This is a genomic window from Enterobacter cloacae complex sp. 394I7, assembly GCF_057320345.1.
In genome coordinates this window covers 69,660-95,131 of record NZ_JBXWCR010000010.1, presented here as the reverse complement: position 1 = coordinate 95,131, position 25,472 = coordinate 69,660, and the positions used below count along the sequence as shown (strand labels likewise).

Annotated in this window: 37 protein-coding genes and 1 pseudogene; 35 read left to right on the top strand and 3 right to left on the bottom strand. The window is 56.2% G+C overall.

Annotation, left to right across the window (positions count from 1 at the left end; all coding sequences use genetic code 11):
- Positions 1–159: 159 nt before the first annotated feature.
- Positions 160–831, bottom strand: coding sequence for an SOS response-associated peptidase family protein (locus AC2FAP_RS21985; protein WP_172686981.1), 672 nt, complete (start codon positions 829–831; stop codon positions 160–162).
- A 351-nt stretch (positions 832–1,182) separates the two neighbouring features.
- On the opposite strand from AC2FAP_RS21985, the gene AC2FAP_RS21980 reads away from it, so the two are divergent.
- From AC2FAP_RS21980 to AC2FAP_RS21890, 19 genes and pseudogenes are all read left to right on the top strand, one after another.
- Positions 1,183–1,863, top strand: coding sequence for a DNA methylase (locus AC2FAP_RS21980; RefSeq protein ID WP_172686982.1), 681 nt, complete (start codon positions 1,183–1,185; stop codon positions 1,861–1,863).
- Positions 1,860–2,084: a hypothetical protein gene (locus AC2FAP_RS21975; RefSeq protein WP_172686983.1), complete on the top strand. Its 225-nt coding sequence runs from the start codon at positions 1,860–1,862 to the stop codon at positions 2,082–2,084. The genes AC2FAP_RS21980 and AC2FAP_RS21975 overlap by 4 nt, the downstream gene beginning before the upstream one ends.
- A gap of 48 nt (positions 2,085–2,132) precedes the next feature.
- Positions 2,133–2,549 (top strand): DUF1380 family protein, encoded by a 417-nt coding sequence (locus tag AC2FAP_RS21970; protein ID WP_172686984.1) that lies wholly within the window; start codon positions 2,133–2,135, stop codon positions 2,547–2,549.
- Positions 2,550–2,959: 410 nt separating this feature from the next.
- Positions 2,960–3,466, top strand: a complete 507-nt coding sequence (locus tag AC2FAP_RS21965) for an antirestriction protein ArdA (RefSeq protein WP_172686985.1) — start codon at positions 2,960–2,962, stop codon at positions 3,464–3,466.
- Between the two features lie 139 nt (positions 3,467–3,605).
- Positions 3,606–4,061, top strand: a complete 456-nt coding sequence (locus AC2FAP_RS21960) for a hypothetical protein (protein WP_172686986.1) — start codon at positions 3,606–3,608, stop codon at positions 4,059–4,061.
- A gap of 235 nt (positions 4,062–4,296) precedes the next feature.
- Positions 4,297–4,854 (top strand): single-stranded DNA-binding protein, encoded by a 558-nt coding sequence (gene ssb / locus AC2FAP_RS21955; RefSeq protein ID WP_172686987.1) that lies wholly within the window; start codon positions 4,297–4,299, stop codon positions 4,852–4,854.
- 46 nt (positions 4,855–4,900) lie between these two features.
- Positions 4,901–5,134: a DUF905 domain-containing protein gene (locus AC2FAP_RS21950; RefSeq protein WP_172686988.1), complete on the top strand. Its 234-nt coding sequence runs from the start codon at positions 4,901–4,903 to the stop codon at positions 5,132–5,134.
- Between the two features lie 72 nt (positions 5,135–5,206).
- The gene (locus AC2FAP_RS21945) at positions 5,207–7,216 is read left to right on the top strand and encodes a ParB/RepB/Spo0J family partition protein (protein WP_172686989.1); all 2,010 of its coding nucleotides are present in this window, start codon (positions 5,207–5,209) and stop codon (positions 7,214–7,216) included.
- A 42-nt stretch (positions 7,217–7,258) separates the two neighbouring features.
- Positions 7,259–7,690, top strand: coding sequence for a conjugation system SOS inhibitor PsiB (psiB, locus tag AC2FAP_RS21940; protein WP_172686990.1), 432 nt, complete (start codon positions 7,259–7,261; stop codon positions 7,688–7,690).
- Positions 7,687–8,415, top strand: coding sequence for a plasmid SOS inhibition protein A (locus tag AC2FAP_RS21935; RefSeq protein ID WP_281230196.1), 729 nt, complete (start codon positions 7,687–7,689; stop codon positions 8,413–8,415). Before psiB ends, AC2FAP_RS21935 begins: the two co-directional genes overlap by 4 nt.
- The gene (locus AC2FAP_RS21930) at positions 8,412–8,735 is read left to right on the top strand and encodes a theronine dehydrogenase (protein ID WP_172686991.1); all 324 of its coding nucleotides are present in this window, start codon (positions 8,412–8,414) and stop codon (positions 8,733–8,735) included. The genes AC2FAP_RS21935 and AC2FAP_RS21930 overlap by 4 nt, the downstream gene beginning before the upstream one ends.
- A gap of 71 nt (positions 8,736–8,806) precedes the next feature.
- Complete coding sequence (locus tag AC2FAP_RS21925) at positions 8,807–9,115, top strand: hypothetical protein (protein ID WP_172686926.1); 309 nt, start codon at positions 8,807–8,809, stop codon at positions 9,113–9,115.
- Positions 9,116–9,268: 153 nt separating this feature from the next.
- A pseudogene (locus AC2FAP_RS21920) lies at positions 9,269–9,418 on the top strand (DUF5431 family protein); the annotation flags it as partial.
- Positions 9,360–9,485, top strand: a complete 126-nt coding sequence (locus AC2FAP_RS21915; RefSeq protein ID WP_223540704.1) for a type I toxin-antitoxin system Hok family toxin — start codon at positions 9,360–9,362, stop codon at positions 9,483–9,485. The pseudogene AC2FAP_RS21920 and the gene AC2FAP_RS21915, both read left to right, overlap by 59 nt.
- A gap of 876 nt (positions 9,486–10,361) precedes the next feature.
- The gene (locus AC2FAP_RS21910) at positions 10,362–10,757 is read left to right on the top strand and encodes an ammonia monooxygenase (protein WP_172686992.1); all 396 of its coding nucleotides are present in this window, start codon (positions 10,362–10,364) and stop codon (positions 10,755–10,757) included.
- Between the two features lie 61 nt (positions 10,758–10,818).
- The gene (locus tag AC2FAP_RS21905; RefSeq protein ID WP_172686993.1) at positions 10,819–11,112 is read left to right on the top strand and encodes a hypothetical protein; all 294 of its coding nucleotides are present in this window, start codon (positions 10,819–10,821) and stop codon (positions 11,110–11,112) included.
- A gap of 46 nt (positions 11,113–11,158) precedes the next feature.
- A complete protein-coding gene (locus tag AC2FAP_RS21900; RefSeq protein WP_172686994.1) occupies positions 11,159–11,503 on the top strand; it encodes a hypothetical protein in 345 nt (114 codons plus the stop codon).
- 85 nt (positions 11,504–11,588) lie between these two features.
- Positions 11,589–11,855, top strand: coding sequence for a hypothetical protein (locus AC2FAP_RS21895; protein ID WP_172686995.1), 267 nt, complete (start codon positions 11,589–11,591; stop codon positions 11,853–11,855).
- Between the two features lie 42 nt (positions 11,856–11,897).
- The gene (locus tag AC2FAP_RS21890) at positions 11,898–12,728 is read left to right on the top strand and encodes an N-6 DNA methylase (protein ID WP_172686996.1); all 831 of its coding nucleotides are present in this window, start codon (positions 11,898–11,900) and stop codon (positions 12,726–12,728) included.
- Positions 12,729–12,934: 206 nt separating this feature from the next.
- Here the strand turns inward: AC2FAP_RS21890 and AC2FAP_RS21885 are convergent, their stop codons facing one another.
- Entirely contained in the window at positions 12,935–13,105 is a 171-nt protein-coding gene (locus tag AC2FAP_RS21885; RefSeq protein WP_165586833.1) for a hypothetical protein, read from the bottom strand.
- Positions 13,106–13,354: 249 nt separating this feature from the next.
- On the opposite strand from AC2FAP_RS21885, the gene AC2FAP_RS21880 reads away from it, so the two are divergent.
- A complete protein-coding gene (locus AC2FAP_RS21880; protein ID WP_172686997.1) occupies positions 13,355–13,885 on the top strand; it encodes an antirestriction protein in 531 nt (176 codons plus the stop codon).
- A gap of 48 nt (positions 13,886–13,933) precedes the next feature.
- Here the strand turns inward: AC2FAP_RS21880 and AC2FAP_RS21875 are convergent, their stop codons facing one another.
- Complete coding sequence (locus AC2FAP_RS21875; RefSeq protein ID WP_172686998.1) at positions 13,934–14,410, bottom strand: transglycosylase SLT domain-containing protein; 477 nt, start codon at positions 14,408–14,410, stop codon at positions 13,934–13,936.
- Positions 14,411–14,841: 431 nt separating this feature from the next.
- On the opposite strand from AC2FAP_RS21875, the gene traM reads away from it, so the two are divergent.
- The 15 genes from traM (at position 14,842) to traW (ending at position 25,470) form a co-directional block, all read left to right on the top strand.
- A complete protein-coding gene (traM, locus tag AC2FAP_RS21870) occupies positions 14,842–15,234 on the top strand; it encodes a conjugal transfer relaxosome DNA-binding protein TraM (RefSeq protein WP_172686999.1) in 393 nt (130 codons plus the stop codon).
- A 187-nt stretch (positions 15,235–15,421) separates the two neighbouring features.
- Positions 15,422–16,120 carry a PAS fold family protein gene (locus AC2FAP_RS21865; protein WP_172687055.1) on the top strand — a complete coding sequence of 233 codons (699 nt, stop codon included), beginning with the start codon at positions 15,422–15,424 and terminating at the stop codon, positions 16,118–16,120.
- 77 nt (positions 16,121–16,197) lie between these two features.
- Positions 16,198–16,422, top strand: coding sequence for a TraY domain-containing protein (locus tag AC2FAP_RS21860; protein ID WP_008324165.1), 225 nt, complete (start codon positions 16,198–16,200; stop codon positions 16,420–16,422).
- Positions 16,423–16,478: 56 nt separating this feature from the next.
- Complete coding sequence (gene traA, locus AC2FAP_RS21855) at positions 16,479–16,829, top strand: type IV conjugative transfer system pilin TraA (protein WP_058610053.1); 351 nt, start codon at positions 16,479–16,481, stop codon at positions 16,827–16,829.
- 150 nt (positions 16,830–16,979) lie between these two features.
- On the top strand, positions 16,980–17,285 hold the full coding sequence (gene traL / locus AC2FAP_RS21850) for a type IV conjugative transfer system protein TraL (protein ID WP_008324160.1): 306 nt from the start codon (positions 16,980–16,982) through the stop codon (positions 17,283–17,285).
- Positions 17,286–17,299: 14 nt separating this feature from the next.
- Entirely contained in the window at positions 17,300–17,866 is a 567-nt protein-coding gene (gene traE / locus AC2FAP_RS21845; RefSeq protein ID WP_025759824.1) for a type IV conjugative transfer system protein TraE, read from the top strand.
- A complete protein-coding gene (gene traK, locus AC2FAP_RS21840) occupies positions 17,853–18,596 on the top strand; it encodes a type-F conjugative transfer system secretin TraK (RefSeq protein WP_172687000.1) in 744 nt (247 codons plus the stop codon). The genes traE and traK overlap by 14 nt, the downstream gene beginning before the upstream one ends.
- A complete protein-coding gene (traB, locus tag AC2FAP_RS21835) occupies positions 18,583–19,977 on the top strand; it encodes an F-type conjugal transfer pilus assembly protein TraB (protein ID WP_172687001.1) in 1,395 nt (464 codons plus the stop codon). Before traK ends, traB begins: the two co-directional genes overlap by 14 nt.
- 21 nt (positions 19,978–19,998) lie before the next feature.
- A complete protein-coding gene (gene traV, locus AC2FAP_RS21830) occupies positions 19,999–20,538 on the top strand; it encodes a type IV conjugative transfer system lipoprotein TraV (RefSeq protein ID WP_172687002.1) in 540 nt (179 codons plus the stop codon).
- Positions 20,539–20,657: 119 nt separating this feature from the next.
- Positions 20,658–20,882, top strand: a complete 225-nt coding sequence (locus tag AC2FAP_RS21825) for a TraR/DksA C4-type zinc finger protein (protein ID WP_172687003.1) — start codon at positions 20,658–20,660, stop codon at positions 20,880–20,882.
- A gap of 169 nt (positions 20,883–21,051) precedes the next feature.
- Positions 21,052–21,348, top strand: a complete 297-nt coding sequence (locus AC2FAP_RS21820) for a hypothetical protein (protein ID WP_172687004.1) — start codon at positions 21,052–21,054, stop codon at positions 21,346–21,348.
- Positions 21,338–21,856 (top strand): conjugal transfer protein TraP, encoded by a 519-nt coding sequence (locus tag AC2FAP_RS21815; protein ID WP_172687005.1) that lies wholly within the window; start codon positions 21,338–21,340, stop codon positions 21,854–21,856. The genes AC2FAP_RS21820 and AC2FAP_RS21815 overlap by 11 nt, the downstream gene beginning before the upstream one ends.
- Positions 21,849–24,479, top strand: a complete 2,631-nt coding sequence (traC, locus tag AC2FAP_RS21810; protein WP_172687006.1) for a type IV secretion system protein TraC — start codon at positions 21,849–21,851, stop codon at positions 24,477–24,479. Before AC2FAP_RS21815 ends, traC begins: the two co-directional genes overlap by 8 nt.
- Positions 24,476–24,823, top strand: a complete 348-nt coding sequence (gene trbI, locus AC2FAP_RS21805; protein WP_172687007.1) for a type-F conjugative transfer system protein TrbI — start codon at positions 24,476–24,478, stop codon at positions 24,821–24,823. The genes traC and trbI overlap by 4 nt, the downstream gene beginning before the upstream one ends.
- Positions 24,823–25,470 carry a type-F conjugative transfer system protein TraW gene (gene traW / locus AC2FAP_RS21800; protein ID WP_172687008.1) on the top strand — a complete coding sequence of 216 codons (648 nt, stop codon included), beginning with the start codon at positions 24,823–24,825 and terminating at the stop codon, positions 25,468–25,470. The genes trbI and traW overlap by 1 nt, the downstream gene beginning before the upstream one ends.
- Positions 25,471–25,472 lie beyond the last annotated feature (2 nt).

Below are 25,472 nucleotides of genomic sequence, written 5' to 3'. Positions count from 1 at the left end.
TGTTTTTATATACAGTATTATTTAAGATATTTTCCGTCCTGCAAGGAGAATTTTACCGGCTACTGTCAGGTCATTGTTCTGGCGGATAAAACAGGCTCAGAGTTATCCACAGAAACGGTGCATAACCCTGTGAGTGGATGCCGCGTATCTCAGCGTCTGCTAGGTCAGTGGCTCAATAAGTTTCCGGCCCTGGTTACCGGGATTGCCAACTGCCCGGCTGACGGGGTGCCATGTGAAATCTCCGGCGGAAAGACTGCCCTCACGGGCAATGTCTTCCGCCTCTTTACCGGTTGTCTTTTCGCTGAGCCATTTACGTGCGGCAGCCGGTGAGTACACGAGCGGTCGCCGATCGTGAATGTCCAGCAGTCCCTCATCCGCAGCTGCCGTGACGATCAGGAATCCTTCCTGGTCATTGCCGTTTACAAATGGTTGTTTCCCGATGGCTGCGAGCAGGAGTGGATTTCCGTCCTTACGGTAAATGAAAAACGGCTGTTTCACGCCGTTTTGCTGTTTCCACTCGAACCAGCCGTCGGCAAAGACAATGGCCCGTCCGTGCTCCCAGAGTGGCCTGAACATCCGGCTGCTGGCCGCAGTTTCACTTCTGGCGTTGATGAGAGCGGGCTTGTTCCACCACTCCGGGGCATAACCCCAGTGAACAGGATCAAGATGCAGCTGCGAGCGGCGTTCACTCAGCAGCAATACCCGGGTTCCGGGCGCGACGTTGTAGCGGCCGACGGGCTCCGGATCATACGGAATATCCCGTTCAGCTTCTTCTCCGAGAAAGGCCAGGTACTCCTCGCGTGAGTTGTACTGCGTAAACCGACCGCACATTGTGTTTCTCCGCTGTGGATCTCTAATCAGGGTTCACCTCAGTTCTGAACATAGGCCGTATTTCAGGTTCCTGCCATCGTGTGGCCGCCGTGCCGCTACTGTAGCCGGGACGCTGCGAATGCAAGGGTTCACTCTGTCGGTGTCCTCACCCGGTCGCAGTTAATTTCAGAGGCATTATCCGCTGTCTTCCCGTCGTTTTCCGTCTCAATTTTCGCCGTCAAACCGTCCAGCCAGCGTCTGCTTTTTCACTGCGCTGCGGCTTGCGGCACCGCCCCTGCATTCTCCGCTTTTAACCCGGCTGTCGTATCGGCACGGCGTAACTGGCGCCGCATTTGAGAAAGGAGAATGATTATGTCCCGTTTCATCCTGGGTAACTGCGTCCATATCATGTCCGGCTTTCCGGATAACGCTGTCGATTTTATCCTGACCGACCCACCATATCTGGTAGGTTTTCGTGACCGTCAGGGGCGTACCATCGCCGGCGATAAAACCGATGAATGGCTGCAACCCGCCTGCCATGAGATGTACCGCGTACTGAAAAAAGACGCACTGATGGTGAGTTTCTACGGCTGGAACCGCGTCGATCGCTTTATGGCCGCCTGGAAACAGGCCGGATTCAGCGTTGTCGGCCACCTGGTTTTTACCAAAACCTACACATCGAAGTCCGCCTATGTGGGCTACCGCCATGAGTGTGCCTACCTGCTGGCAAAAGGCCGCCCACGTCTGCCACAAAACCCGCTGCCGGACGTGCTGGGCTGGAAATACAGCGGCAACCGGCACCACCCGACCGAAAAACCCGTAACCAGCCTGCAACCGCTGATTGAGTCCTTCACGCATCCCGGCGCGATTGTGCTCGACCCCTTTGCTGGCAGTGGCTCCACCTGCGTGGCTGCACTACAGGCCGGGCGGCGGTACATCGGTATTGAGCTGCTCGAACAGTATCACCGGGCTGGCGTTCAGCGGCTGGCCGCTGTCCGGCGTTCAATGTGCCTGCCCGCTGCCAACGGTGACTGGCTTCCGGAGGCTGCATGACGAATTACGCCGGAAACGAAGCGCTGCGTGCCGACGTTGCCGCCCTTGCAAACAGCATGTGCGATCTGCGCGCCACGCTCAATGCGCTTGAATCCCGCTACCGCTACGACGCGGAGAACCTGACGGAGCGCCTGGCCCGCCAGACAATTTGCCGCATCAACACACTTTATCCTGAAGCACACCGGCAGGCGCTGGAGCTGGACGCCAGCTTTAAAGACTGACACGGGCGGGCGGAAACGCCCGTCAGAAAACGACTCTGGAGAATCAAAATGTACGGAACACGCGAAGAACTCAGCACCCGGCTCGAAAACATGTTCACCCCCGACGAGCCGCTGGTACTGCTGGTATGGACCGAAGAAGCTTTTTACGTCGCCTGCGGTGAACTTGATGTAAAGCCGGAACCTGCCGAGATTCAGGGACTGATGGAAACAACCGGTAATACGGATATGGCTGTATATCGCAGGGAAGGCGTTACAAATTCGGGCGTATGCGACCTTCTGGTACGGCACCGTGAGGCCGTGGCACGCGAGGTAATTGTTCCCGCGGCGCTACTCATGCGCGTACTGCGGCGACAGGAAAGCGACCTGGAAAATCTCGTCGGGCAGGCATGGGAGGCGGGCCGACCCACGCCTGAATCCCTCAAACAGGCACTGCACGATGTCAGAATGCTGATGGAACGGATCTGATGCAGCCACAGGGCCGGTAGCAATCCTGGCCCTGCCGGTCCTGAAAATCAAAAGGATGTCGCCAGCTCCTCTGTTCCGGCGCGACCTCCACTGCGTTACGGCCGCGCGGTGAGTGACGTACGTGCGGCCTGCGGCTTACGCCGTGCCTCTACTTTAGCCCGAACGCTGCAAATGCAAGGGTTCACTGACGTCGATGCATTCACCCGGTCGCCGTTTGTTTAAATGCCTGTCGCGGTTCTTCCCGTCGTTATCTCGCTCAATATTCGCTCGCTAACCGTCCAGACCCTCTCCGCTGTTTACCGGCGCTGCGGCTTCATGCATCGCCCCTGCATTTTTCGCTCCCTGTCGGGCTGTCGTGTCGGCACGGCGTAAGCCGGAACTCAGACCACATCGACCTAGGAGGAATTTTTATGAGCACTACAACCACCACGCCTGCTGTCTACGTTGGCACGTATCACAAATACAACTGCGGCAGCATTTTCGGTAAATGGTTTGACCTGACGGAGTTTGACTGCCAGGAGGGTTTTTACGAGTCCTGCCAGGCGCTGCACGCCGATGAATGGGACGCCGAGTTTATGTTCCAGGACTGGGAAGGCATTCCGTCGCAGTTCGTCTCGGAATGCTCCATCGACTGGGATTTTATCGCCGCGTACAAACAGGCTGAAGAAGAGGGCAGGGAGGCCGCGTTTATCGCCTGGGCGGAGTATACCGGCGAATGTGACTATGACGCGTTTGATGATGCGTACTGCGGGGAGGCGGAAAGCGAGGAAGACTACGCACAGGAGATGGTGGAGGACAACGGCATGTTAAATGAGGTGCCGGAGCCGCTGCACAGCTATTTCGATTTTGAAGCTTATGCGCGTGACCTGTTCAGCAGCGGCTATGTGTTCCATGACGGTTATGTCTTCAGCAACTGATTATTATCCCCGGCAGGCGGTTTAGCCGCCTGTCAGCCCGCGCGCAAAACCCTGGCAGGCGCTGCCTGCCGGCGAAGTTCGCCGCGCCTGCGGCGCCGCGCATCTCCGCCAGTGCCGGATGCTCCTGTGGTGTCAGGGTATGAATACCGGTGTGCTGCAGCTGGTCGCCGTTATTTCTGTTCCGGTGCTAATACATGCGTTGCCGCTGGCAATAGTGGCCATACCGGTGGCGTACTGGTTGATATCGATTTCCTGTCGGATTTTCTTCCTGAGCGATATGACTGCGGGCGACTTCCCTTGCGGGAACCGGGGCTGTCATGCTCCGCACAGAGCCAGCATAGCTGTCTCTGCCCGGCCCCTCCGGGGCAGCGGGTTTTCATCCCTCTGTCGCAACGTCAACGGCAGGCTTGCTGCGACCGTTCCGGTCACGCCGCCCTTCACGCGCCGTATCCTGCGCTTTCTGCACCCCGGCATACTGACGCCGGGCTGTAAGGCGCAACGCCGTTTCGCGCCCGCGCGTTCCGTCGTTGCGGCGGGTTCCTGCTCATTCCTTGCCTGGTTTTTTCACCCTTTTGATTCCTTTCGCTGGGGCTGAGACAAGCACAGCCGCTGTCAGCTGTCCAGGGTAAATGGCACGCGGTAAACCGCGCCCTGGACATCCGCCATCGCCCGCGCTGGTTTACGCCCTTGCGGCGAACGGCTCTCAAACGGGTGAAGGTAACAACCAGGGGGCGCGTTCAGCAGGTCCCCGCAAAACGTCAAAACCGCGGCCCCGGCAACTCAACGGGTGATGGTTTTAAGGGCAAAACAACTGATTAAGGAGATTCATCATGACAGTACGTGGCATCAACAAAGTCATCATCGTGGGCAATCTGGGGCAGGACCCGGAAGTCCGTTACATGCCCAACGGCGGCGCGGTAGCTAACTTCAGCCTCGCCACCTCGGAGTCCTGGCGCGATAAGCAGACCGGAGAGATGCGTGAAAATACCGAATGGCACCGTGTCGTGCTGTTCGGCAAGCTCGCGGAAGTGGCGGGGGAGTACCTGCGCAAGGGTGCTCAGGTGTATGTCGAAGGCCAGCTGCGTACCCGTAACTGGCAGGACGACAATGACGTGACCCGTTACGTCACCGAAATCGTGGTCGGGCAGAACGGCACCATGCAGATGCTCGGCGGGCGTCGTGACGGCGGTCAGTCACAGAGTGCCGCACCGCAGCAGCCCGCACAACCACAGAATTCTGCCGCTCCGGCACAACCTGCTGGCACTGTTGATAAATCCCCGAAAGTGAAGGGCGCCAGAAAAGGCCGTCAGAGCGCCGCACCGTCTCAGGAGGCTCCGCAGCCGTTACCGGACGATTATCCGCCGATGGATGATGATGCCCCGTTCTGAAACCTGATGAATACGCCCTGTCGCTGGCAGGGCAGAAGGAGAGTGCATGACTATTTATAACGCCGGACCGTTACCGGATGACACTTTCACCCGCGAACAGGCCGAAGGCGTGGCGGCGGAGTTTGAGAATGTCGCGATTGAGGATGACCAGGGAACGCACTTTCGCCTCGTTGTCCGTAAGGATGGGGAGATGGTCTGGCGCGCGTGGAATTTTGAAGCGGATGCCGGGAAATGGCTTAACCGTTACATCGAACGTTACGGTATCCGTAAAACGAAGTAAGCAGTAAGAGGTGCCCTGCCGGAGCGCTAACTCCGCAGGGCCGGACAATCATCAATCTGTGAGGTATTAACTATGTCAGTAACCGATGTTAAAGCAAAAGCACCCAAAAAAGCGAGCAGCAAAAAAATCACGAAGGCGCAGGAAGAAGCCCTGAAAGCCGCCCTTGAGGCCGCCGTCATTGAGTATGTTCCGCTGTCCGATCTCGTTAAATCCCCGCTGAACGTGCGCACTATCCCGTATTCCGTGGACAGCGTTCGCGGTCTGGCTGACTCCATCGGGGCGCTCGGCCTCCTTCAGAACCTGATTGTGCATGCGCTGGCCGACGGCAGCTACGGTGTGGCCGCAGGTGGCCGCCGACTCACCGCCATGCAGCTTCTGGCAGAAGAAAACCGTCTCCCGTCCGGTTACACCGTTGCCGTGAAGCGCGTCTCAGACGACATTGCTGCCATTGCCTCCGTCGCGGAGAACGAGCAGCGTGCCGCCATGCATCCTGCCGAGCAAATCGCAGGTTTCCGCACCTTAGCAGAGCAGGGTAAAAGCCCCGCACAGATTGGCGATGCGCTCGGCTTCGGCTCCCGCCACGTCCAGCGCATGCTGAAGCTGGCAAATCTCGCGCCGTCCCTGATGGAGAAGCTCGCGCAGGACGAACTGACCGTTGAGCAGTGTCAGGCGCTCTGTCTCGAGGACGATCCTGCCCGTCAGGTTGAGGTATTCGACAGCGTGAAGGCCAGCTGGTCAAACGCGCCCGCACACCTGATTAAACGCGCCATTACTGAAACCGAGATGCGCACCGACAGCACCAGATTCCGGTTTATCGGGCGCGAAGCGTATGAGGCGGCAGGGGGTTACGTTCGTGAAGATCTGTTCAGCCAGGACGAGGGCGACGGCACGGCAGACAGCGTGCTGGTTGAGCGTCTGGTGCAGGAGAAGCTGGAGCGTATCGCTCTGGACATTCAGCAGCGTGAGGGCTGGGCATGGAGTCGCGGACGCGCAGCCCGCATCTGGTACCACGGCGAAGACGGTAAGGAGTTCGTTCAGCCTGTTGAACCCGATCCGGTGTACACCCCTGAACAGCAGCAGCGTCTTGATGCGCTGCGGGAGCAGTACGACGCATATGACAGCGTTTGCGACGAGTCGGATGCGATCGAAGCGGACATCCTCGGCATTCAGGAGGCGGCAGAAGTCAGCGCGTGGACTGACGACATGAAGTCAGGCGCGGGGGTGATGGTCAGCCTGTACGAAGGGCAGGTGTACGTGCAGCGCGGTGTGCGCCTGAAAGCGGATATGCCGGAAGAGACCGAATCCGGCAGCGTAACGGTGCCGTTCACCTCGCGTCAGACAGATGCCGCAGAGGGGATCAGCGTCCCGCTGCTCACGAAAATGACCTCCGAGCGTACGCTGGCAGTACAGGCGTCGCTGATGCAGCAGCCCGAAAAGGCGGTAGCGCTGATGGTCTGGCGCATGTGTACCTGCGTGTTTTCTGGCTGCCTGACGACGACGCACCCGTTTCGCATCAGCCTGACCGTGTCTCACGGCAGCCTGACGGAGAATGCCCCGTCCGGTAAGAGCGGCGCAGCGTTTGACCTCCTGATGACAGAGAAAGCACGTCTGAAAGCCCTGCTGCCGGAAGGGTGGGAGAAGGACTTCACCACCTTCTTCGCCCTGAGCGGGGAGGTACTGATGTCGCTGATGGCGTTCTGCACGGCCTGTTCCGTTGACGGGGTACAGACCCGCGATATGGGGAACACCTCGCGCAGTACCCTCGATACGGTCGAGGCGGCAATCGGGTTCCACCTGCGCGACTGGTGGCAGCCGACGAAGGACAACTACTTCGGCAGCCTGAAACATCCGCAGATTGTCGCCTCCCTGAAAGAGGCGGGGCTGACGGGTGCGGCGGGGGATGCTGAGAAGATGAAAAAGGGCGATGCAGCAGGGCATGCGGAGCACTTTATGCAGCACACCCGCTGGGTTCCGGCATGGCTGAAAGGACCAGATCCCGCGGGTGAGTCCGGTGCTGACGACGCTGTTTCAGATACCGACAGCCCTGACAACGACACCACCAACACGGCACACGCCGCCTGATAACGGAGCGCCGCCCTGCGGGGCGGCGATAAGGAGATACCCATGCGCACTATTCTGACCCCCGATGTACTGAAAACGATGTCCTGTGATGAGTTTGAGGACTGGCGCGACAGCGGTGAGGACTACCGCCGTGAACTGACCCACGCCGTCATGCGTGACCTGTCCTGCCCTGAAAACTGGGGCATGAACGGCGAATACCGCAGCGAGTTCGGAGGCTTCTTTCCGGTGCAAATCCGCTTCACCCCTTCCCACGGGCAGTATCATCTTGCCGTATGCAGTCCCGGTGGTATCAGTCCCGTCTGGATGGTGGTGTTCGTTCCCGCCAGCGGTCGCCCGTTCTCCGTCATTGGTACCCTGAGCGGCTACCAGCCGGAGCTTGTCAGCCACACCGTCAGCCTGACGGCGCGTCTCGATGCGGACGGCTACAGTCAGGCCAGCATCATCAGCATTCTGGCAGCGGAGGGCGCGGCATGATCCCTTCACATCTCTCTCTGGTTCCCTTCAGCCCTGAGCGACGCGCCGCGATGGAAGCCATCGCTGAGGTTGAGCGCAGGCGGTCGCGCAGCGCGGTGTCAGCGGCGTACCCGTATGCCAGCGCCTTTTTTCGCCGGCTCACGGGCAGCACGCGCATCACTGTCAGGGAAATTAATTATTTTGCGCCGGTGCTGACGGCGCGGGAGCTGCGGGGCAGCAGGGACAGCTGGCTCAGTGCCATCGATGCCCTGATTGAAAGTCGCGGGACGTGTTGCTGGCTGCCGCTTCCCGTCGGTGCCGGTCAGCGCCTCTTTCCGGAGGTTGCCTTTCAGCAGACCGAGCGCGTTCGTTGTCAGGACGCCCTGCGGGATGAAAAATACACCCGCCAGCGTCACAAAGAACAGTGTCAGCGTGAGCGGGCGTACCAGGCGCTGGCGGGCCAGGCAGAAATTGAGCTGGCATTCCATACCCCGGAAACAGTCAGCAGCTGGAGCGCACGCTGGTCGGGGACTGAGTTGCGCCAGTACGACCTGGAGGAGATGTTCTGGCGCTGGAGCGAGCGTTTCCCGTCACTGGCGTTAATGGAACGCTGGATGACGGAGAACCAGCCTTTCTGGACGGTGATGGCTGAAACGGATGCGCTGGCGCGGGAAAGCACTGAGTCTGCCAGGCAGCTGGAGCGCTGGTTGGTTCCGAACAAGCTGACCGCGCGGAGTCAGGTATGAAGTGGCGTTACTCACTGCGCTGGAAGCGTCCCGGTCCCTGTCCCGGTGAACCAGAGCTGGCGTCAGAAGTGGTGGAGGCAGGGAAGCCCGCACCTGAGTCCGTGATGTCACTGTGGGTGGCCGGAGCCGGATATGCAGTGTGCGTAGATTTTCTGGATGAAAGGAAGATAAGACGCTGGAGTGATGAACGAAAAGCAGCTGCCCGTTGGCGGAATCTGGAACGTCGTGTTAACAGAACTGCGCCGCTGTTTGCTGATGAACTCATTGAGCGGGAACTGGCGGCACGGCCTGAGTACTTTCGTGGAATATCACCAGCGTAAATCGGTTATATAATACGCGGATTAAAGTCTGTGAATGTATCAGTGCAACTTACCCGGAATGGAAACCATTTATGACAGAAGCTCAGTATGCCTTTACTCATTTTTTGCGAATGTTTGTTTTAATAGCTGTGATTAGCGCAGGATATGGATATCTCATCATCAGTGTTGTTATGACCAGGAAGCGGGCATTTATTTTCCAGTTTTTGTCTCTTGCCGGACTCGGTGCGTTATTTTCATTCCTGGTGTTCAGGAGTGACGGTATGTGGTCTGGTGCTCCGGAAGTGTCTCAGGCGATAGTCATCGGGATGTTTACTGCGACGGTCATTTTTTACATGTTCTGCCTGCTTATTCGTGCCGTTGGGTGGCTTATAGCCCAATGATATTCCTGGTCAGAAAGAGCATCTGCCCGGTATAATCGACGTGGCGCTTGAGGCTTTTTGCCTCATGACGTGAAGGTGGTTTGTTTCCTTGTTGTGCGGCAGAAAGCAGAAAGCCCCGAAGTTAATTCTCATTAACCACGAGGCTTAGTCTGTATGCCTGAACAACATCAGATTAGCCGCTTACCTGCCGAAAGGCAAGGAGAAGTCAGCTATGAAACTGCCACGAAGTACCCTGCTCTGGTGCGTGTTGATAGTGTGTCTCACACTGCTGATATTCACTTACCTGACCCGAAAATCGCTCTGCGAAATCCGGTACAGGGACACGAACAGGGAGGTGGCGGCTTTTATGGCCTACGAATCCGGTAAGTAAGCTACCTGGAGGCGGGGGAACCCCCCGCCTTTTCAGGTGCTGAGTTGCTCTGACATGCCTGAAGCGCCTTTATGAAGGGGTTACCGGTTAGATGGTAGCCCCTTTTTCCTTCCTGGCGCGACCGCACGCCTGAACTTCCGGGAAGGGCTGTTCCCCTCCGGGGAACGGGGGAAGGGGGACGCGCCTCCGGCGCTGCCCCTCTGCTCCCTCCGCCTTGTCCACACTCCAGCCTTTCCTGCCTGATTTTGCTGAAGTCAGAGCGCCGTGAGTTACCTGCTCATTCCTGGCTTCAGCTTCGTTTTCCCTGTGTTCTTCATCCCGGGCGCCATATCCGGCGTCCTGCTGGTTAACTTCCTCAGCTGCTGCTCCGTTATGGCCATAACCCAAAAAGCGGGCAGGGCGATGGCCCCCTTCGGCTCCCGGCCAGCGCTGCTGTCCGGTCGTCGAGCCCCACTCCGCCTGGGCGGCCGCTGCGCACCCGCCGGGCTCCGCCGAACCCCTTAGGGTTTCGGGCTGACGCTAGGGTCTGATGGCGAAGGTCAAGGGATGCGGCTTCTCCGGCCGTGCCGTCCGGAACGCCTTCACCGCGCCGGCTGATGCCGTCGCTTTAATGGCGCCACGCCGTTCCGACGTGTCGGGTGTGTGCATCCTGTTCCCCCGGTGAGGCCATCCCCCGTGCGTCCTCACGCGGAGGGCTGCTTGTAGCACCGTCAGTTCGTCATCCGAAGGGTGAAATGCACTCCGCCAAAACTTTTTGCGTGCCGCAAAAACTATCGTCTCCGCCCTTCTCCTGCCGCCCCGCCGTTGCTCCTTTGCCCTTGCCGCGAGAGAACTCACCAGGGAGATGGACAACCATCACCACAGGAGAAAACCAGGATGCACACACAAAACGTCAACGTCAAAACCGCCGCTCAAGAATCTACCGGAAGATGGGGTACAGACCCGAAAGTCCGTCTGGCCTGTGTTATCGCAGAGCAAAAGTCATACCTGCTGGAGCTGTGTCAGGTCTGGAACCTGCAACTGTCAGAGGCCGACGAGGCGGAAGAAGTCTGCAACATCCTTTGCGCCATGAGCAAAAACGTCTGGGACGAGGGCGTGCTCGACTGGATGCGTGATAAGCCGCTGCTGTCGTTCCATGTCGTGCAGCCGTGGTTACAGGCTAAAGCTCATGCCGTCCGGTTATACGGTGAAACGGGGCTGGCGGCGTGGGCGTATGCGAAACAGAGCCTGAAAAACTGCATGAACTTTGAATACGCCATGCTCGCAGAGTGAGTGCAATGGCCTGACTAAACACGGCGGCAGGGGATGCCGCTAGTCACAACGGAGAAACATCATGAGCATCAGCAACGGTAATGCGAACAGCACATTCAGCGTCGACGCATGGGAGAAAAGCGCGCTCAGCGAGCTTGAGAGCCTGCAAAACAAGGTCAGCAAAGCCCTGCTGAAGTATCAGAGCAATACGGAAAAAACGGCGCTGGGTGAAGCGGCAAGCATCGGTATGGACGAGCTGAAAGCAACGGCGATGCACATCGGTAAGGCAACACCTGCCATTCAGCAGAAAGTTGACGAGATTGCCGACATGCTGCACCTGATGGCGCATTTTTCCGGCATCACGTTCGACGAATAACCACCACGGCGAAATATCAACGCCATTAACCAGAAGGAGATAAACCATGCACTTACATCTGACCGAATCCTCCGCCCTGTTGGGAATTCAGGCCACCGCAGAGGCAGAGCGGGCGTACTGGCTGAGCCGGGAAAAGGCGGCGGTGAAAGTACCCGCCGAAATCGACGTTCACGCCTTCCATGATGCGCTGGGGCTGATGTACCCGATGAACTGGCGCAGCAGTGAGAACGGCGAGTGTGAAACCTTCATGCTGGCGGAAATGGTCTGCGGAAACGTGACCGAAATCTACGCGCGGATCGGTATCCGTTATTACCGGATGCGCGACTACAGCAACCTTGACCACGCGGAGATCCTGGCGCGCGTTAAGGAGGAAATGCAGCGCCAGAAATGAAACAGGCAGACTTTCGTCTGCCATATCACGCCGGATTTATTCGCCTAGGAACGATGAATCCGGCCTCAACTAAAAGGAAACATCTATGAATCATTTCAGTAGAGCGTCGATTGTTACACCGACCGCCCTGTATGTCCAGATCTGCGAGGCGGATAATCAGCCGCCTAAAAAGCAGGTGCGTATTAAACACAGTGATATCGACCGTGACGACATCAGCACCGAAATGCGGGCGCTGGGGAGACATATCGCAAAGTGCCGCAGAAAGGGGCGCTCCGTTCGCATTCCTGCCATGCGCGGAAGCGAGTGGGGACAGGTGTTACGCACGCTCGAACTGAAGCGCGCATTTAACTGACGGAGGTGCCGCCCCGCAGGGGGCGGCATTTAAGGAGGAAATATGTCTCAACTCAGTTTTGCCAGTTTCTTTGATCAGGCGAGAGAAGCCGCACCCTTAACACCCGCAAAACCCGTATTGCCCACCGTGAATGCACAGCCGATACCGCACCGGATGATGACAATCGACCAGGCCCGCCGCCAGTTTATCAGCGTGTTCAGGGATACCGCCCGCAGCCTGCGCCGCTGGGAGGTGTTCAGCGACTTTATCGCGCTGGCCGCCAGCGAGCTGGATATGGCGCGGATAAGAACGCCGGAGAATATTGAGCAGAGCCGCAAAATCTGCGCGAAGTACAGCGAGAGCGATATCAGCAACCTGCATACGCTCTTCTGCCTGATGGTCTGCGCACTGGAGGCCAAATTCCACGACTTCCTCGGCGCGATCTTCATGGAGCTTGAGCTTGGCGACGACCGCAACGGACAGTATTTCACGCCGTATCACGTCCAGTCACTGCTGGCGAGGCTGCTGATGCCGGACGTCGACGAAACGATACGTCGTGAGGGATTCGTGACCGTCAGCGATCCGGCAAGCGGTGCGGCGGGAATGATTGTGGCGTATGCAGAATATCTGCTGGAGGCGGGCTATAACCCGTCTGAGCATATGTTCGGTAGCTGCATCGATATCGATCCTGTCGCGGCCGATATGGCGTTTATTCAGCTTTCCCTTCTGGGTATTCCTGCCGAGGTGGTCACGGGAAATACGCTGACGATGCAGCTTAACAGGGTTCGGTATACTCCGGTGTACTACATCAACAACTTTGAGAAGCGCCTGGACGATCAGTGCCGTGTCAGTGCCATGCGCGAAGTTTTGCGCTGTATAAATGACGCTGCATAGCTATCCAGAAGGGCAGGGGAGTGTCCTGCCTTTCGTGGCATCAAAGGCCGCGCGCCTGCGGCGCAGAATAAGCAGGCTGCGCTGACGCGCTGCCTGCATTATTCCGGCGCGTGGTAGTCTGAAGTTCCTGTCTTTTGGTCAGGTGGTTAATATTCCTCATTCTCCTGCTGGCGATGGTCTTTATTATTCTGCTGCGGATATGGATATTATCCTTTCTTTTCCGGGCGTCGTCCCTGAAGGGACACGGCTGTCGTGAACGGAGCCGGTAAACCGTCTCCGCCCTTCGGGCGTCCATCCTGACGCAAATTCAAATTCACGCTTGCTGCATCCAGAATGGATGCGCCGCTTTCACCGTGGCGGTAATAAATTACCTCCACTCTGAAGCCCGTAACGGTAATTCGTCTTACGCCGATTTTCCGTTACGGGATGTGTGCATTCTCCTTGTGTGACTATCGCCCGATTTCATCAGTTCGCGGAGGGCTGCTTTTAGCATCAGCCAGTAAGGAAATAAAGGGGTATATAAACGCTGCGCGCCCCTTTATTTCCTTACTGTCAGCTGCTCATTGCCCCTCGCCGCTCAGTGATGAAGTCGAACGATGTAATAACCCAATGAGGAGAAAACCAGAATGCACACATTAAACGTCAAAACCGCCACTCGTGAATCAGCCGAACAATTTAAAGTCGATAAACGCCAGCGCTACTCTGTTACAGATGGTGATGAACGTCTGGATTTTATTCCTGCGCTCTTTTTTACGCCTTCTGCTGATAACATGATTGCCAGCTGGTTACGTCAGCATTCAGATTATGATGGTGGTTTCTGGCGTTACTGGATTATTCCGCAGGGCACCGGAGGAAACGTGGCTCCGAACTGTGTCAGATTCACAACCGCGCAAACAGGATATATCGCACCGGAAGGAGAACAGCGCTATAACATGGTTATTCCCGGTAATTACTTTGAAGCAGAGGTCAGTGCCGATGCTGCCGGAATTATTGCGACCCTGATGATCATGAACTGGTTGTCCTGGCAGGTTGCAGATATGGGGCCTGAATATTCGAAAGTCTGTAAACACCTCGTCGCTCGTCAGGATGCACTGAAAGACTACATCAGTATCATAAAATACCCTGAAGCAGATTTAATTTATCGGGCTATTGATTGATGAGTTAAAGACCGCATGAATAAAAAAGACCTCGTGTTGAGGTCTTTTTTATTGTTTCGGGAGGTACTGCTCTGCATTTTTATTTTCCTTTATCGCCCGATATGTTGCCTCGATTTTTCTGGCATAGACATATCTTCTCTGCGCCTGTTCTTCTGTTTTCCGGAAACCTGCATTATACGCCCCCACGGCCTGCCAGCTGACTCCCCACTTTTTGAATGCAATTGCAAGATAGTAAGCCCCGGTGTAGATATTCATACACGGATCGGAAATAAGGTGCTCCGGTTTTATTCCATAACGAGCCAGTTCGTTAAAGTGCTGGTAGTCCACCTGCATAAGTCCGGAGCCAAAGCCCGAAACAGGATTGTAGCCTTTAACGTCTGTGCGGAAGTTCGATTCATTCCAGGAGATTGCCCGAAGCAGATCCGGATCTATATGATAATCCCTTCCTGCCAGATCAAAACAATCAGCAGCGTTCAACATTCCAGAAAAAGCCAACATTAAAAACGTAAGAGCAATCCGTTTCATTTCTTCCCTCCGGGCACCATGCCGGAAATACGTTAACCCATCCCATGCCCAGACTCAACTAATATGCACTCCTCACCACCAAAAGCACCACACCCCACGCAAAATTAAAATTTTGCTGATTGGCTCTTTAAATCATGCAGTTAGAGAAATAGTAATGTGAAATAATTTATTTTAATGTGTGTAAACGACTCGGTAGTGAGTTCTATTCGACTCGGTAAAAACTCTACTCAGAGTCAATTGTGACTATTTTTAATAAATCCATTGAGTTATGACTACGGCGAGTCTATATTCGAGTCGTGAATTTTAGAAGTGTGTGTCGGCATGCAAGTCGTCTTTTTTCTGGCAGAGAGTCTGTGCCGAGTCGTGCATTTTTAGCTTTTCAAAATATTCTGATGTATAGAAGTTTTGGAAATATAAATAAGGAGAAAATTATGGCCAGAGTTCAGGTCTATGTAAGCGATGAAGTGTCAGAGAAAATAAGAGTAATCGCTGAAAAACGTCGCGCTGAAGGAGCGAGAGATAAAGATGTAAGTTTTTCGAGCATTGCATCAATGCTGGTCGAACTTGGTCTTCGGGTCTATGAAGCGCAAATGGAAAGAAAAGAGTCTTCCTTTAATCAGGCGCTCTATAATAAAACTATCTTTGAAAATGTAATGAAAACTCAATTTATTGTCAGCAAGCTACTGGCGATGGAGTCGCTGAGTCCACATCTCGCAGGAAATGGAAAATTTGATTTCAGGGATATGGTTACGTGTATACGTGAAGATGTGCAACAGATTGTTGAAAAATTCTTCCCACAGGAGGAAGAGTCTCAAGATAATTAGCTGAAAATGTTTGATAAATAGGATTTAGATCTGCCATTTTTGGGTGACAATGGCTGCTGGAATTGTTATATTTTGTACAGACCTAACTAAAATTTGATTGTCGACAACCTGTTTGTCGATTCGCCGGTACACCGGGGTAGTGACCCGATGTACCGACTATACACAGAAACCTTTCAAGGAGGCTTCAATGCACCTGCGCGATCCTAGAGATCTCTCCCAATCAAGTCAATCATTAGATGATGTTCTAAGTCATTTTGATGGCCTTTATAATTCCTCATCACTACCTTTTTGTATTCGCGATCAATCCAGAAAAGTAATTTATAAAAATGATGCTTTTTCCGATCTCTTTCATCCACTTTCGAAATCATTTTCAGGTATAAGCTTCGATTCTGACGAGGTTGAACTCGAACTATCATCTATTGAATTAGAGGCATTTGTTATGGGGCCTGAAACAGCACTATGTCGTACATTTAACTTTAACGGTGAGTTTTATCAATTGAGAGTCGAAATACGTTTAATTGATGGGGACCTTTATGCTATATGGCTTATAAATTATTTTCCAGATTACCAGGCATTATTCAAGGTAAACACTAAGGTACTGAATGACAGCTTTGATGTGGACATTTTTCTTTCTGAAATGACAACGAAAAAAATGATTACTTTATGTTTTTCTGTTCTCGGGTTTCAGCTTCATACTATGTCGAGGTGCCTTGGAGTTTCTGAATCTGCGATTACTAATAGGCTTGCTAGTGTTAAAAAAGAAATTAGAAAGCATTTCCCTGATTATGATGACTTCAGATTCTTTTGTCTGAAGAATGGTGTTTATATAAGAATGACGTCAGTAGTACTCAAGGTACTTAATGTTAAATCTTTGTTAATAAAATAGTGTAGAAAACTCGGTATTGAATAAATTGTATTTCACGTGTCACTATCCTGACGCAGGAATATGTTGAGAGGGAAAACATGATTAGACGTCACAGGCTTCGTGGCCCAACGGTAACTATGTCGATCTACCTTGACCCACAAACCGATCTTCTTATTTTGAAGGCGAAGGACAGAAGTGGTCGTTCTAAATCAGCTGAAGCGCTGATTCGGTTACGTGACCACCTGGAAAAATTCCCTGATTTCTATAACTCTGAAATGGCGGAGGTGATCCCAAACAATCTTGAACCCAAGTCACAAAACTAGTTTTTAGGATTTTTATTTCAACAAATCTATCCGGTGTAATTAAAGGATTAATGAATATGACTGATGTGTCTGTTATTAACGCTGTACCCGCGACCCCTGCAAAGAAAAAATTCAGCAAAGTCGCGTTACTCAAAGCGCTGAAGTTTGCCCTGCCTGTCGCAGCCCTTGCTGCGTTTTTCCCTGAAACGGTTCTTGCCTCGACTGCGGGTAAAGATCTGATGTCCAGCGGCGATGCAACCGTTAAAGGAACATTTGGTAAAGATTCCAGCGTGGTTAAGTGGGTTATTCTTGCCGAAGTTCTGGTGGGCGCCGTGATGTATATGACGACCAAGAACCTCAAGTTCCTGGCGGGCTTTGCGATCCTGTCCGTATTCGTCACGGTAGGTATGTCTGTCGCAGGATACTGATATCCAGCGACAGCCGTTCAGAGCCACTTCCGACTATTAAATTCCGGTTTAATTCTGAATGCCCTTCACGAGCATTCACGGGAGGGCTTTGCCTGTAATCCGGCTGGCAGGTATTTCCATACTGCCAGCTGTACCGGAGACGGAACATATATGGCAGATGAATCTCTCAAAAAATATCGCTTTCCCGAAACCCTGACAAATCAGAGCCGCTGGTTTGGCCTTCCTGTGGATGAGCTTATTCCGGCCATTGTCTGCCTGGGGTGGGGATTCTGGACCCAGCATTATATCCCCGGAATTATCGCTGCCGTACTGGCCTATCTCGGAATAAAAAAGCTCAAGAAAGGGCGGGGCAGTTCGTGGCTGCGGGACCTGGTCTACTGGTATATGCCGACCTCACTGCTGAGGGGGATTTTTCATGATGTACCCGACTCATGCTACCGCCAGTGGATTAAATAGACAGGAATAATCATATGGAACACGGAGCACGATTAAGTACACAGCGGGTTATTGCCATCGGCTTTATTGCCATGGGGGTGGTTATTCTGGGAAGTATCACCACCAATGTTATTCAGGCCGTCAACAACTACCGCCTTCAGAACGAGCAGAAGTCTATCGTCACGCCAATGCTTTTCAACGCGCCGTTTGCCGTGTCGCAGAACCAGGCAGATGCCTCCTACCTGCAGCAGATGGCCCTGTCGCTTATCGCCCTTCGCCTGAATGTCACCCCGGAGACCGTTGATGCCTCTCATGAGCAGCTGCTGGCCTATGTCAAACCCGCAGCGCAGAACGAGCTGAAAATCCGGCTTGCTGAGGATGCGAAGCGCATTAAGGACAACAACGTTAACTCGTCTTTCTATATGACCAGCGTGAAGGTTTACCCGGCAAGCAGCCGCGTGGACGTACGCGGCCAGCTGAAGACCTGGATAGGCGACTCGAAACCGTATCCCGAGCTGAAACAGTACGTTCTCAAGTTCGAGCGCGAGGACGGCATCAGCTGGCTCAGTCACTTCGGAGAAATCACCGATGAACAAAAATAGTCTCCGTGCGCTGCTGGCGTTGCTGATGCTCGCGTCCGGTCAGACGGTCGCCGCACCCGCTGCGCTTTCTGCCACGATTGTCCCGCTGACGAACGGCGGACAGGTCAGCATCGCGGTCAGCAACACCGACCCGAACCTTTTTACGGTCGCAGGTGACCGCGTGACGGCCCTGACCAGCCTCGACGGTGAGCTGACGCGTCAGGAACAGACGGCCAGCGGCGGTGTGATTGTCAGCACCCTCAACAAAAAGCCCTTCACGTTCATTCTGGAAACCGAACGCGGCCTCAACTTCTCGGTTCAGGCCGTGCCGCGTGCGGGCGCGGGGCGAACCATCCGGCTGGTCAGCGAGCTGTCCGGTACGGGCGAAGCGGCGCGCACCTGGGAAGAGTCTTCCCCCTACGAGGCCACGCTGGTTTCCCTGAGCCAGCATCTGCTGGGCGGGCAGCTTCCGTCTGGCTGGCAGGCCATTCCCGTCACGCATGAAGCCCTCGCCGCGCCCGCCGGACTATCCGCAGTCCCGGAGCGCGTCTGGGTGGGCAATCACCTTAAGGTGGTGCGCTTTCGCGTCACCAACAATACCGGGATGGCCCGCAACATCACGGAAAGCGACTTCTGGCAGAGCGGCATTCGCGGGGTGCTGTTCGGTGAAGCCTCGCGTCAGCTGATGGCGGGCGGCGCCCAGCAGGTCTTCATTATCAGCAGCGGAGGGGCGGCTGATGGCCAGCATTAATTCAGTGGTGAAGCGCAAGCAGTTTATCTGGCTGGGTATTGTGCTGGCGACCGTTGGCGTGGTGGGCGGCGGCGGCTGGTATCTGGCGGACGCACGCTACGAGGGCAGCAGCGATGCGGCAGCCGCCGGCGAGCCTGCGCCCGATATGACCGGCGTGGTGGACAGCACCTTTGACCAGAAGGTGCAGCAGCATGCCACGACCGAGATGCAGGCTACCGCCTCCGAAATGCAGAAGCAGTATGCCGAAATGCGCCGCGAGCTTGAGCTGCTCAGCAAGGGGCAGGCAGGCTACCAGCACCAGATTGATAAACTCAGCCAGGATAACGCGGCGCTTTCCGCTCAGGTCAGCGCGCTGGGGGTGAAACCCGTCACCGCATCGGGTGAGCCGGCCCCGCAGCCGCCAGCGCCTGCGCCGGGGCCTGAAGGTGAGCCGCAGCCAACCGGTTTCCCGCCGCAGACGGGGGCCGTCCCGCCGCCGACCGCGTTCTATCCGGGTAACGGCGTCACGCCGCCGGCGCAGGTTCAGTACCAGCCCATCCCCGTACCCAACCAGCTGCGCCGTCAGTCTTTTGCCCGCAGCGACGAGAGCAAAGGTCCGTCCCTGCCGTACATCCCGTCGGGCAGCTTCGCCAAATCGATGCTGATTGAGGGGGCTGACGCCAACGCCTCCGTAACCGGTAACGAGTCCACGGTGCCGATGCAGCTGCGCATTACGGGCAGGGTGGAAATGCCCAACAGCAAAAGCTACGACCTGACCGGCTGCTTTATCGGGCTTGAAGCCTGGGGCGACGTGTCCAGCGAACGCGCCATTGTACGCACCCGCAACATCAGCTGCCTGAAGCACGGCGTCACCATCGACCAGCCCATTGCCGGGCACGTGAGCTTCCGGGGTAAAAACGGCATCAAGGGTGAAGTGGTGATGCGAAACGGCAAAATCCTCGGCTGGGCCTGGGGCGCGGGTTTTGTTGACGGCATCGGTCAGGGCGTGCAGACCGCGTCCCAGCCTTCGGTCGGACTCGGCGCCACGGCATCCCTCGGCGCGGGTGACGTGATGAAGATGGGGATTGGTGGAGGTGCCTCCAAAGCCGCCCAGACCCTCAGCGACTACTACATCAAACGCGCAGAGCAGTACCACCCCGTCATTCCTATTGGGGCGGGTAACGAAGTGACTGTTGTCTTTCAGGACGGTTTTCAGCTGAAAACCATTGAAGAGCTTGCGCACGAGAATGACAGAAGCAAAGCGGAGAGCGATGAACGCAGTCCGGTTCCGCCGCCGTCAGTCCCGCAGGGCGGCATGAACGGGTTCAGTACCGACCAGATGCTCAACCAGCTGGGCAGGCTTAATCAGAGCCAGTTTATGCCGAAGGCCGACTCACAATAACCCCACGTAAAGGAACCGCAAATGAACAAGACAGTGCCTGTTGCGCTCACGCTGGCCAGTCTCCTGACGCTGTCGGGATGTGCCGGTACAACGAGCGATTTTGAGTGTAACGCGACGACATCCGATACCTGCATGACCATCGAGCAGGCCAATGAGAAAGCCAAACGACTGGAGGAGGCCAGCACGGTAAAGCCGGGTGCGACATCGCTGCCACGCCTGGCTGAGGGTAATTTCCGGACCCGGTCCTTGCAGCCCCTCACGCTGCCGGCTGAACCGGTGCATGCCATCGCATCCAGAAATACACCGCTGACGGGCGCGCCGACTCTCCCCCGTCCGCAGCCGCACTCAGCCTCACGGGCGCCGCTCTCCACGGTCACGCCGGTTATTGCGCCGCCGCCAGGGCGCGAGTCCATCGTGGATCCGAGGCCGCTTCGCGTCGGTGAAAAGACGGCCGGGCTGTGGATCGCACCCTATATCGATACGCAGGACGTTTATCACCAGCCGACGCGGGTGTTTTTTGTTGTGAAACCCTCAGCGTGGGGAACCCCGCGCGTTAACTGAATCCTGAATCGCCACCGCGTGTGGCGCCTATTTTAACAATCTGTCGTTATCACGCGTGCCCTGAAACGTGAAAAGGGATGGGCGGTAGCGTGTCCGGACAGTGTGAGCAGGGAGCGTTGATGGCAGATGAACTCGATCTCCTGCAGGAGCAGGACGAATTGCTGAACCAGCTTCATATACAGGCCGCGAGGCAGCGGTCCTGCCTGCAGGGCAAAAGCCGTAAACGGTGCGAATGCTGTGGCAATCGCATCCCCCTCAGGCGGCAGCAGGCCATCCCGGGCGTACGTACCTGTACGGAATGCCAGCTGGTTCTGGAAATACGACAAAAACAGTATCTGAGGTGAACGATGGGTAAAGCAATCTCCGGGCAGGGCAATTTTATGGTCCCGGGCAGCACGGGAAGCGGTAAGACGGTTTTCTGCGCTCAGATAGTACAGGCGCTTCTGTCAGGAAAGCGTTCTGACAGCGGGTGCAAACGCATTGAGGAAAAAGACAACGATTCAGGAGAGCGCCATGACAACCAGGGATAACGGTGGTCCGGGGAAAATCCGTCACCTTAACGATATTGCGGCCTGCTGCGAGGCGCAGGGGATGCGTGTCATCTGTGTTAATGCCGCAGAGCGCGACTCAGGTTCCGATATGGGCGTAACAAAACAGCATATGGCCCGGGTTTTCCTGGCGAAGTCTGACGTCAGCCAGATTAAAGAGCTGTATAGCGGAGAGGACGGGGAGAGGCTGGCGGCGGCTATCAGAGACAACTGTAGCGTCTGGTTTCCGCTGAATCCCGGAGGTAACGGGAATGATGCTTAAGTTTCTGTCCGTCCTGCTGTATTGCCTTCGATGGCTTGCCTGGGCTTTTCACTATCTGATTGTCTGGCCTGCGGCCACGCTGATGCTGCTGGTTATCATGCTTTTCTGGCTGGATAACAGTACACCTGGTCAGGTTGCGGCAGACGAAATAGCTGCCTCAACGCGGTATGTCAGTCACGGGGAATTCAGAATACCCGGACACTGTGGTCCAAATCTTGGGGGGCCTCTTTACGGAGAGCGTTGTCGTTCCACGGATGCTGCAGGTTATGCCGCTTTCGTACAAAACAGTGTTGATGAGTTATGGCGTGGAAACCTGAAAGCGCTTTGGGTCGTGATGGGCGTTGTGTTTTCAGGGGCGGCGCTGCTTATGGGATGCCGTCCGTATTTCTGCCTGTACGGTCAGATGCGCTCAGCGCGTTTTCGCTACGGTATCCCTGCCAGCCGCACGGCTCCTGAGACGGAAACGGTAAAAACGGCCGACAATAAAAAGGAGGATAACCGTGAGTAATCCACTGGATACCGTCACCCGCACGGTCAACTCGCTGCTGACGGCGCTGAAGATGCCCGATGCGTCCTCTGAGGCGAACGATGTCCTCGGGCAGATGCGCTTCCCGCAGTTCAGCCGCGTGCTGCCGTACCGCGACTACGATGCGGAAACCGGCCTCTTCATGAACGAGAAGACGATGGGCTTTATGCTGGAGGCGCAGCCCATCAACGGCGCCAACGAAACTATCGTGTCGTCGCTGGAAAACCTGATGCGCACCAAGCTGCCCCGCGAGGTGCCGGTGGCTGTTCACCTGGTGTCCAGCCATCTGGTGGGTCAGGATATCGAGTATGGTCTGCGCGAGCTCTCCTGGACGGGGGAAAAGGCCGATACGTTCAACGCCATCACCCGCGCCTACTATCTCAGGGCCGCAGAAGAAGGGTTCCCGCTGCCCGATCACCTCAACCTGCCGCTGACCCTGCGTAACTACCGGGTGTACATCTCCTGCTGCGTCCCCCGTAAGCGCGGAAGTAAGGCCAGCGTGATGGAGATGGAAAACCAGGTCAAAATCATCCGCGCCTCGCTGCAGGGGGCGCAGATAGCCACCCGCAGCGTGGACGCGGATGCCTTTATCCGGATTGCGGGCGAAATGATTAACCACAACGCGGATGCGCTGTATCCCACCGAACGGGAACTGGACCCGCTCAAGGATCTGAACTACCAGTGCGTGGACGATACCTTTGATCTGAAGGTGAAGGCCGACTACATGACGCTGGGGCTGCGCGGTAACGGTCGCAACAGCACCGCGCGCATCATGAACTTTCAGCTGACCAAAAATCCGGAGCTGGCCTTCCTCTGGAATATGGCCGACAACTACAGCAACCTTCTCAACCCGGAACTGTCCGTTTCGTGCCCGTTTATCCTGACGCTGGTCCTCAGCGTGGAAGACCAGGTAAAGGCGCAGAACGAGGCCAACCTGAAGTTCATGGATCTTGAGAAGAAGTCCAAGACCAGCTACGCCAAGTTCTTCCCGGGCGTGGCGCAGGAGGCAAAAGAGTGGAGCGATCTGCGCCAGCGCCTGTCGTCCGGGCAGTCCTCGCTGGTGAGCTATTTTCTGAACGTGACCCTCTTCTGCCGCGATGACCAGGAAACTGCGCTGAAGGTCGAGCAGGACGTGCTGAACAGCTTCCGTAAAAATGGCTTCGAGCTGATTTCCCCGCGCTTTAACCATATGCGCAATTTTCTCGTGAACCTGCCGTTTATGGCGGGCGGCGGCCTCTTTAAGCAGCTGCGCGAGTCCGGCGTGCTGCAGCGCGCCGAAAGCTTTAATGTCGCCAATCTGATGCCGGTGGTGGCGGACAGTCCGCTGGCCACTTCCGGCCTGCTGGCGCCGACCTACCGCAACCAGCTGGCGTTTATCGACCTGTTCAGCCGCGGCATGGGTAACACCAACTTCAATATGGCGGTCTGTGGCACCTCCGGCGCGGGGAAAACCGGGCTTATCCAGCCCCTGATACGCAGCGTCATCGACTCCGGCGGCTTCGCCGTGGTGTTCGACATGGGCGACGGCTACAAGTCACTTTGCGAGAACATGGGCGGTGTCTACCTCGACGGCGAGACGCTGAAGTTTAACCCGTTCGCTAACGTCACCGACGATACCATCGATGAGATGGCCGAACGCCTGCGGGACCAGCTGTCCGTGATGGCCAGCCCCAACGGCAACCTGGACGAGGTGCACGAAGGTCTGCTGCTCAAGGCGGTGAAGGCCACCTGGCTTACGAAGAAAAACCAGGCGCGCATTGACGACGTAGTGGACTACCTGATGATGGCCCGCGACAGCGAGGAGTACAGCGGATCGCCAACCATCCGCAGCCGCCTCGATGAGATGGTGGTGTTGCTGACCCAGTACACCCGCGACGGGGTGTACGGCAGCTACTTTAACTCCGACGAACCGTCCCTGAAGGACGAAGCCCGGATGGTGGTGCTTGAGCTGGGCGGACTGGAGGACAGGCCGTCCCTTCTGGTGGCGGTGATGTTCTCGCTCATTCTCTACATTGAGAACCGCATGTACCGCACGCCGCGCAGCCTGAAGAAGCTCAACGTGATAGACGAAGGCTGGCGCCTGCTGGACTTCAAAAATAATAAGGTCGGGGCGTTTATCGAGAAGGGCTACCGAACCGCCCGCCGCCATACAGGTTCGTACATCACCATTACGCAGAACATCGTCGATTTTGACTCTGAAACGGCCTCCAGCGCCGCCCGCGCGGCATGGGGTAACTCGTCCTACAAAATTATCCTCAAACAGTCCGCCAAAGAGTTCGCCAAGTACAACCAGCTGTACCCGGACCAGTATTCGCAGCTGCAGCGTGACATGATTAAAGGTTTCGGCAGCGCGAAGGACAACTGGTTCAGCAGCTTTATGCTGTCGGTTGAGCACCTGACGTCCTGGCACCGCCTGTTCGTCGATCCGCTCAGCCGGGCAATGTACTCCTCGGACGGTCCGGACTTTGAGTTTCTGCAGCAGCGGCGCCGGGAGGGGCTGAGTATTCACGAAGCCGTCTGGGAGCTGGCGTGGAAAAAATCCGGGCCGGAAATGGCCGCGCTGGAGCGCTGGCTTCACGAGCATGAAGGGAAGACCATCTCATGAAAAAACACGTACTCATTAACGCCGCGCTGATTGCCGGCACGCTGGCTGCGGGCGCAGGCGTAAGCTGGCTGGTCTGCCAGCTTAACCGTCCTGTGGTTGTGGCCTTCAACATGAAATCCACGGTGGATGCCTTCTTTGACAGCGCCGGTCGCCGGTCGCTGGACGAGGCGCAGACAAAAGCACTCTCAGACCGCTTTAACGCGTCACTGGAGGCCAGCCTCCGGGACTGGCAGGTCCGACATCGTGCCCTCATCCTTGTCGCGCCTGCCGTGGTGCAGGGGGCGCCGGATATCACGCGTGAAATCCAGACAGACGTGGCCCGCCGGATGAAGGAGGGGGCGTGATGCGCGCCCTTGCCCTTGGCCTGACGCTGCTGACCGGCAGCGTGACGGCCGCTGACCTCGGGACGTGGGGCGATCTCTGGCCGGTGGCGGAGCCGGATATGCTGAACGTTATCGAAAGCCGGCTGCAGACGCTGGCGCAGTCCGGCGAAATGGACAAAAAGATGGCGGAGTTTAAGGCGCGCGTGGTGCGCAACAGCCAGCGACCGCCTGCCGTTGAGGGAATAACCCGCGCGGTGCGCTACGAGCGGCGCTGGTTTGATCCGAGCGTGCGGGTGGACAAGGCGCTTGCCGACGACAGGGGCAACGTGTTTGCTCAGGCGGGGCAGATCTTTAATCCGCTTGATGTGGTGCCGTTTAACGAAACGCTGCTGTTTATCAACGGCGACGATGCGGATCAGCTCGCGTGGGTACAGCGACAGAAGCCTGACACCCTGATCACCCGCATTATTCTGGTTCAGGGCAATATTCCGCAGACGTCGGAGAAGCTCGACAGCCGCATTTTCTTCGACCAGAACGGGGTGCTGACCACCCGGTTCGGCATAAGCCAGGTGCCGGCGAGGGTAACGGCGGCACCCAGCGGAAAGCGCCTGCAGGTGGAAATTATTCCGCCCGATATGGTGCAGCATGACGCAGGAGGTGTCCGGTGAAA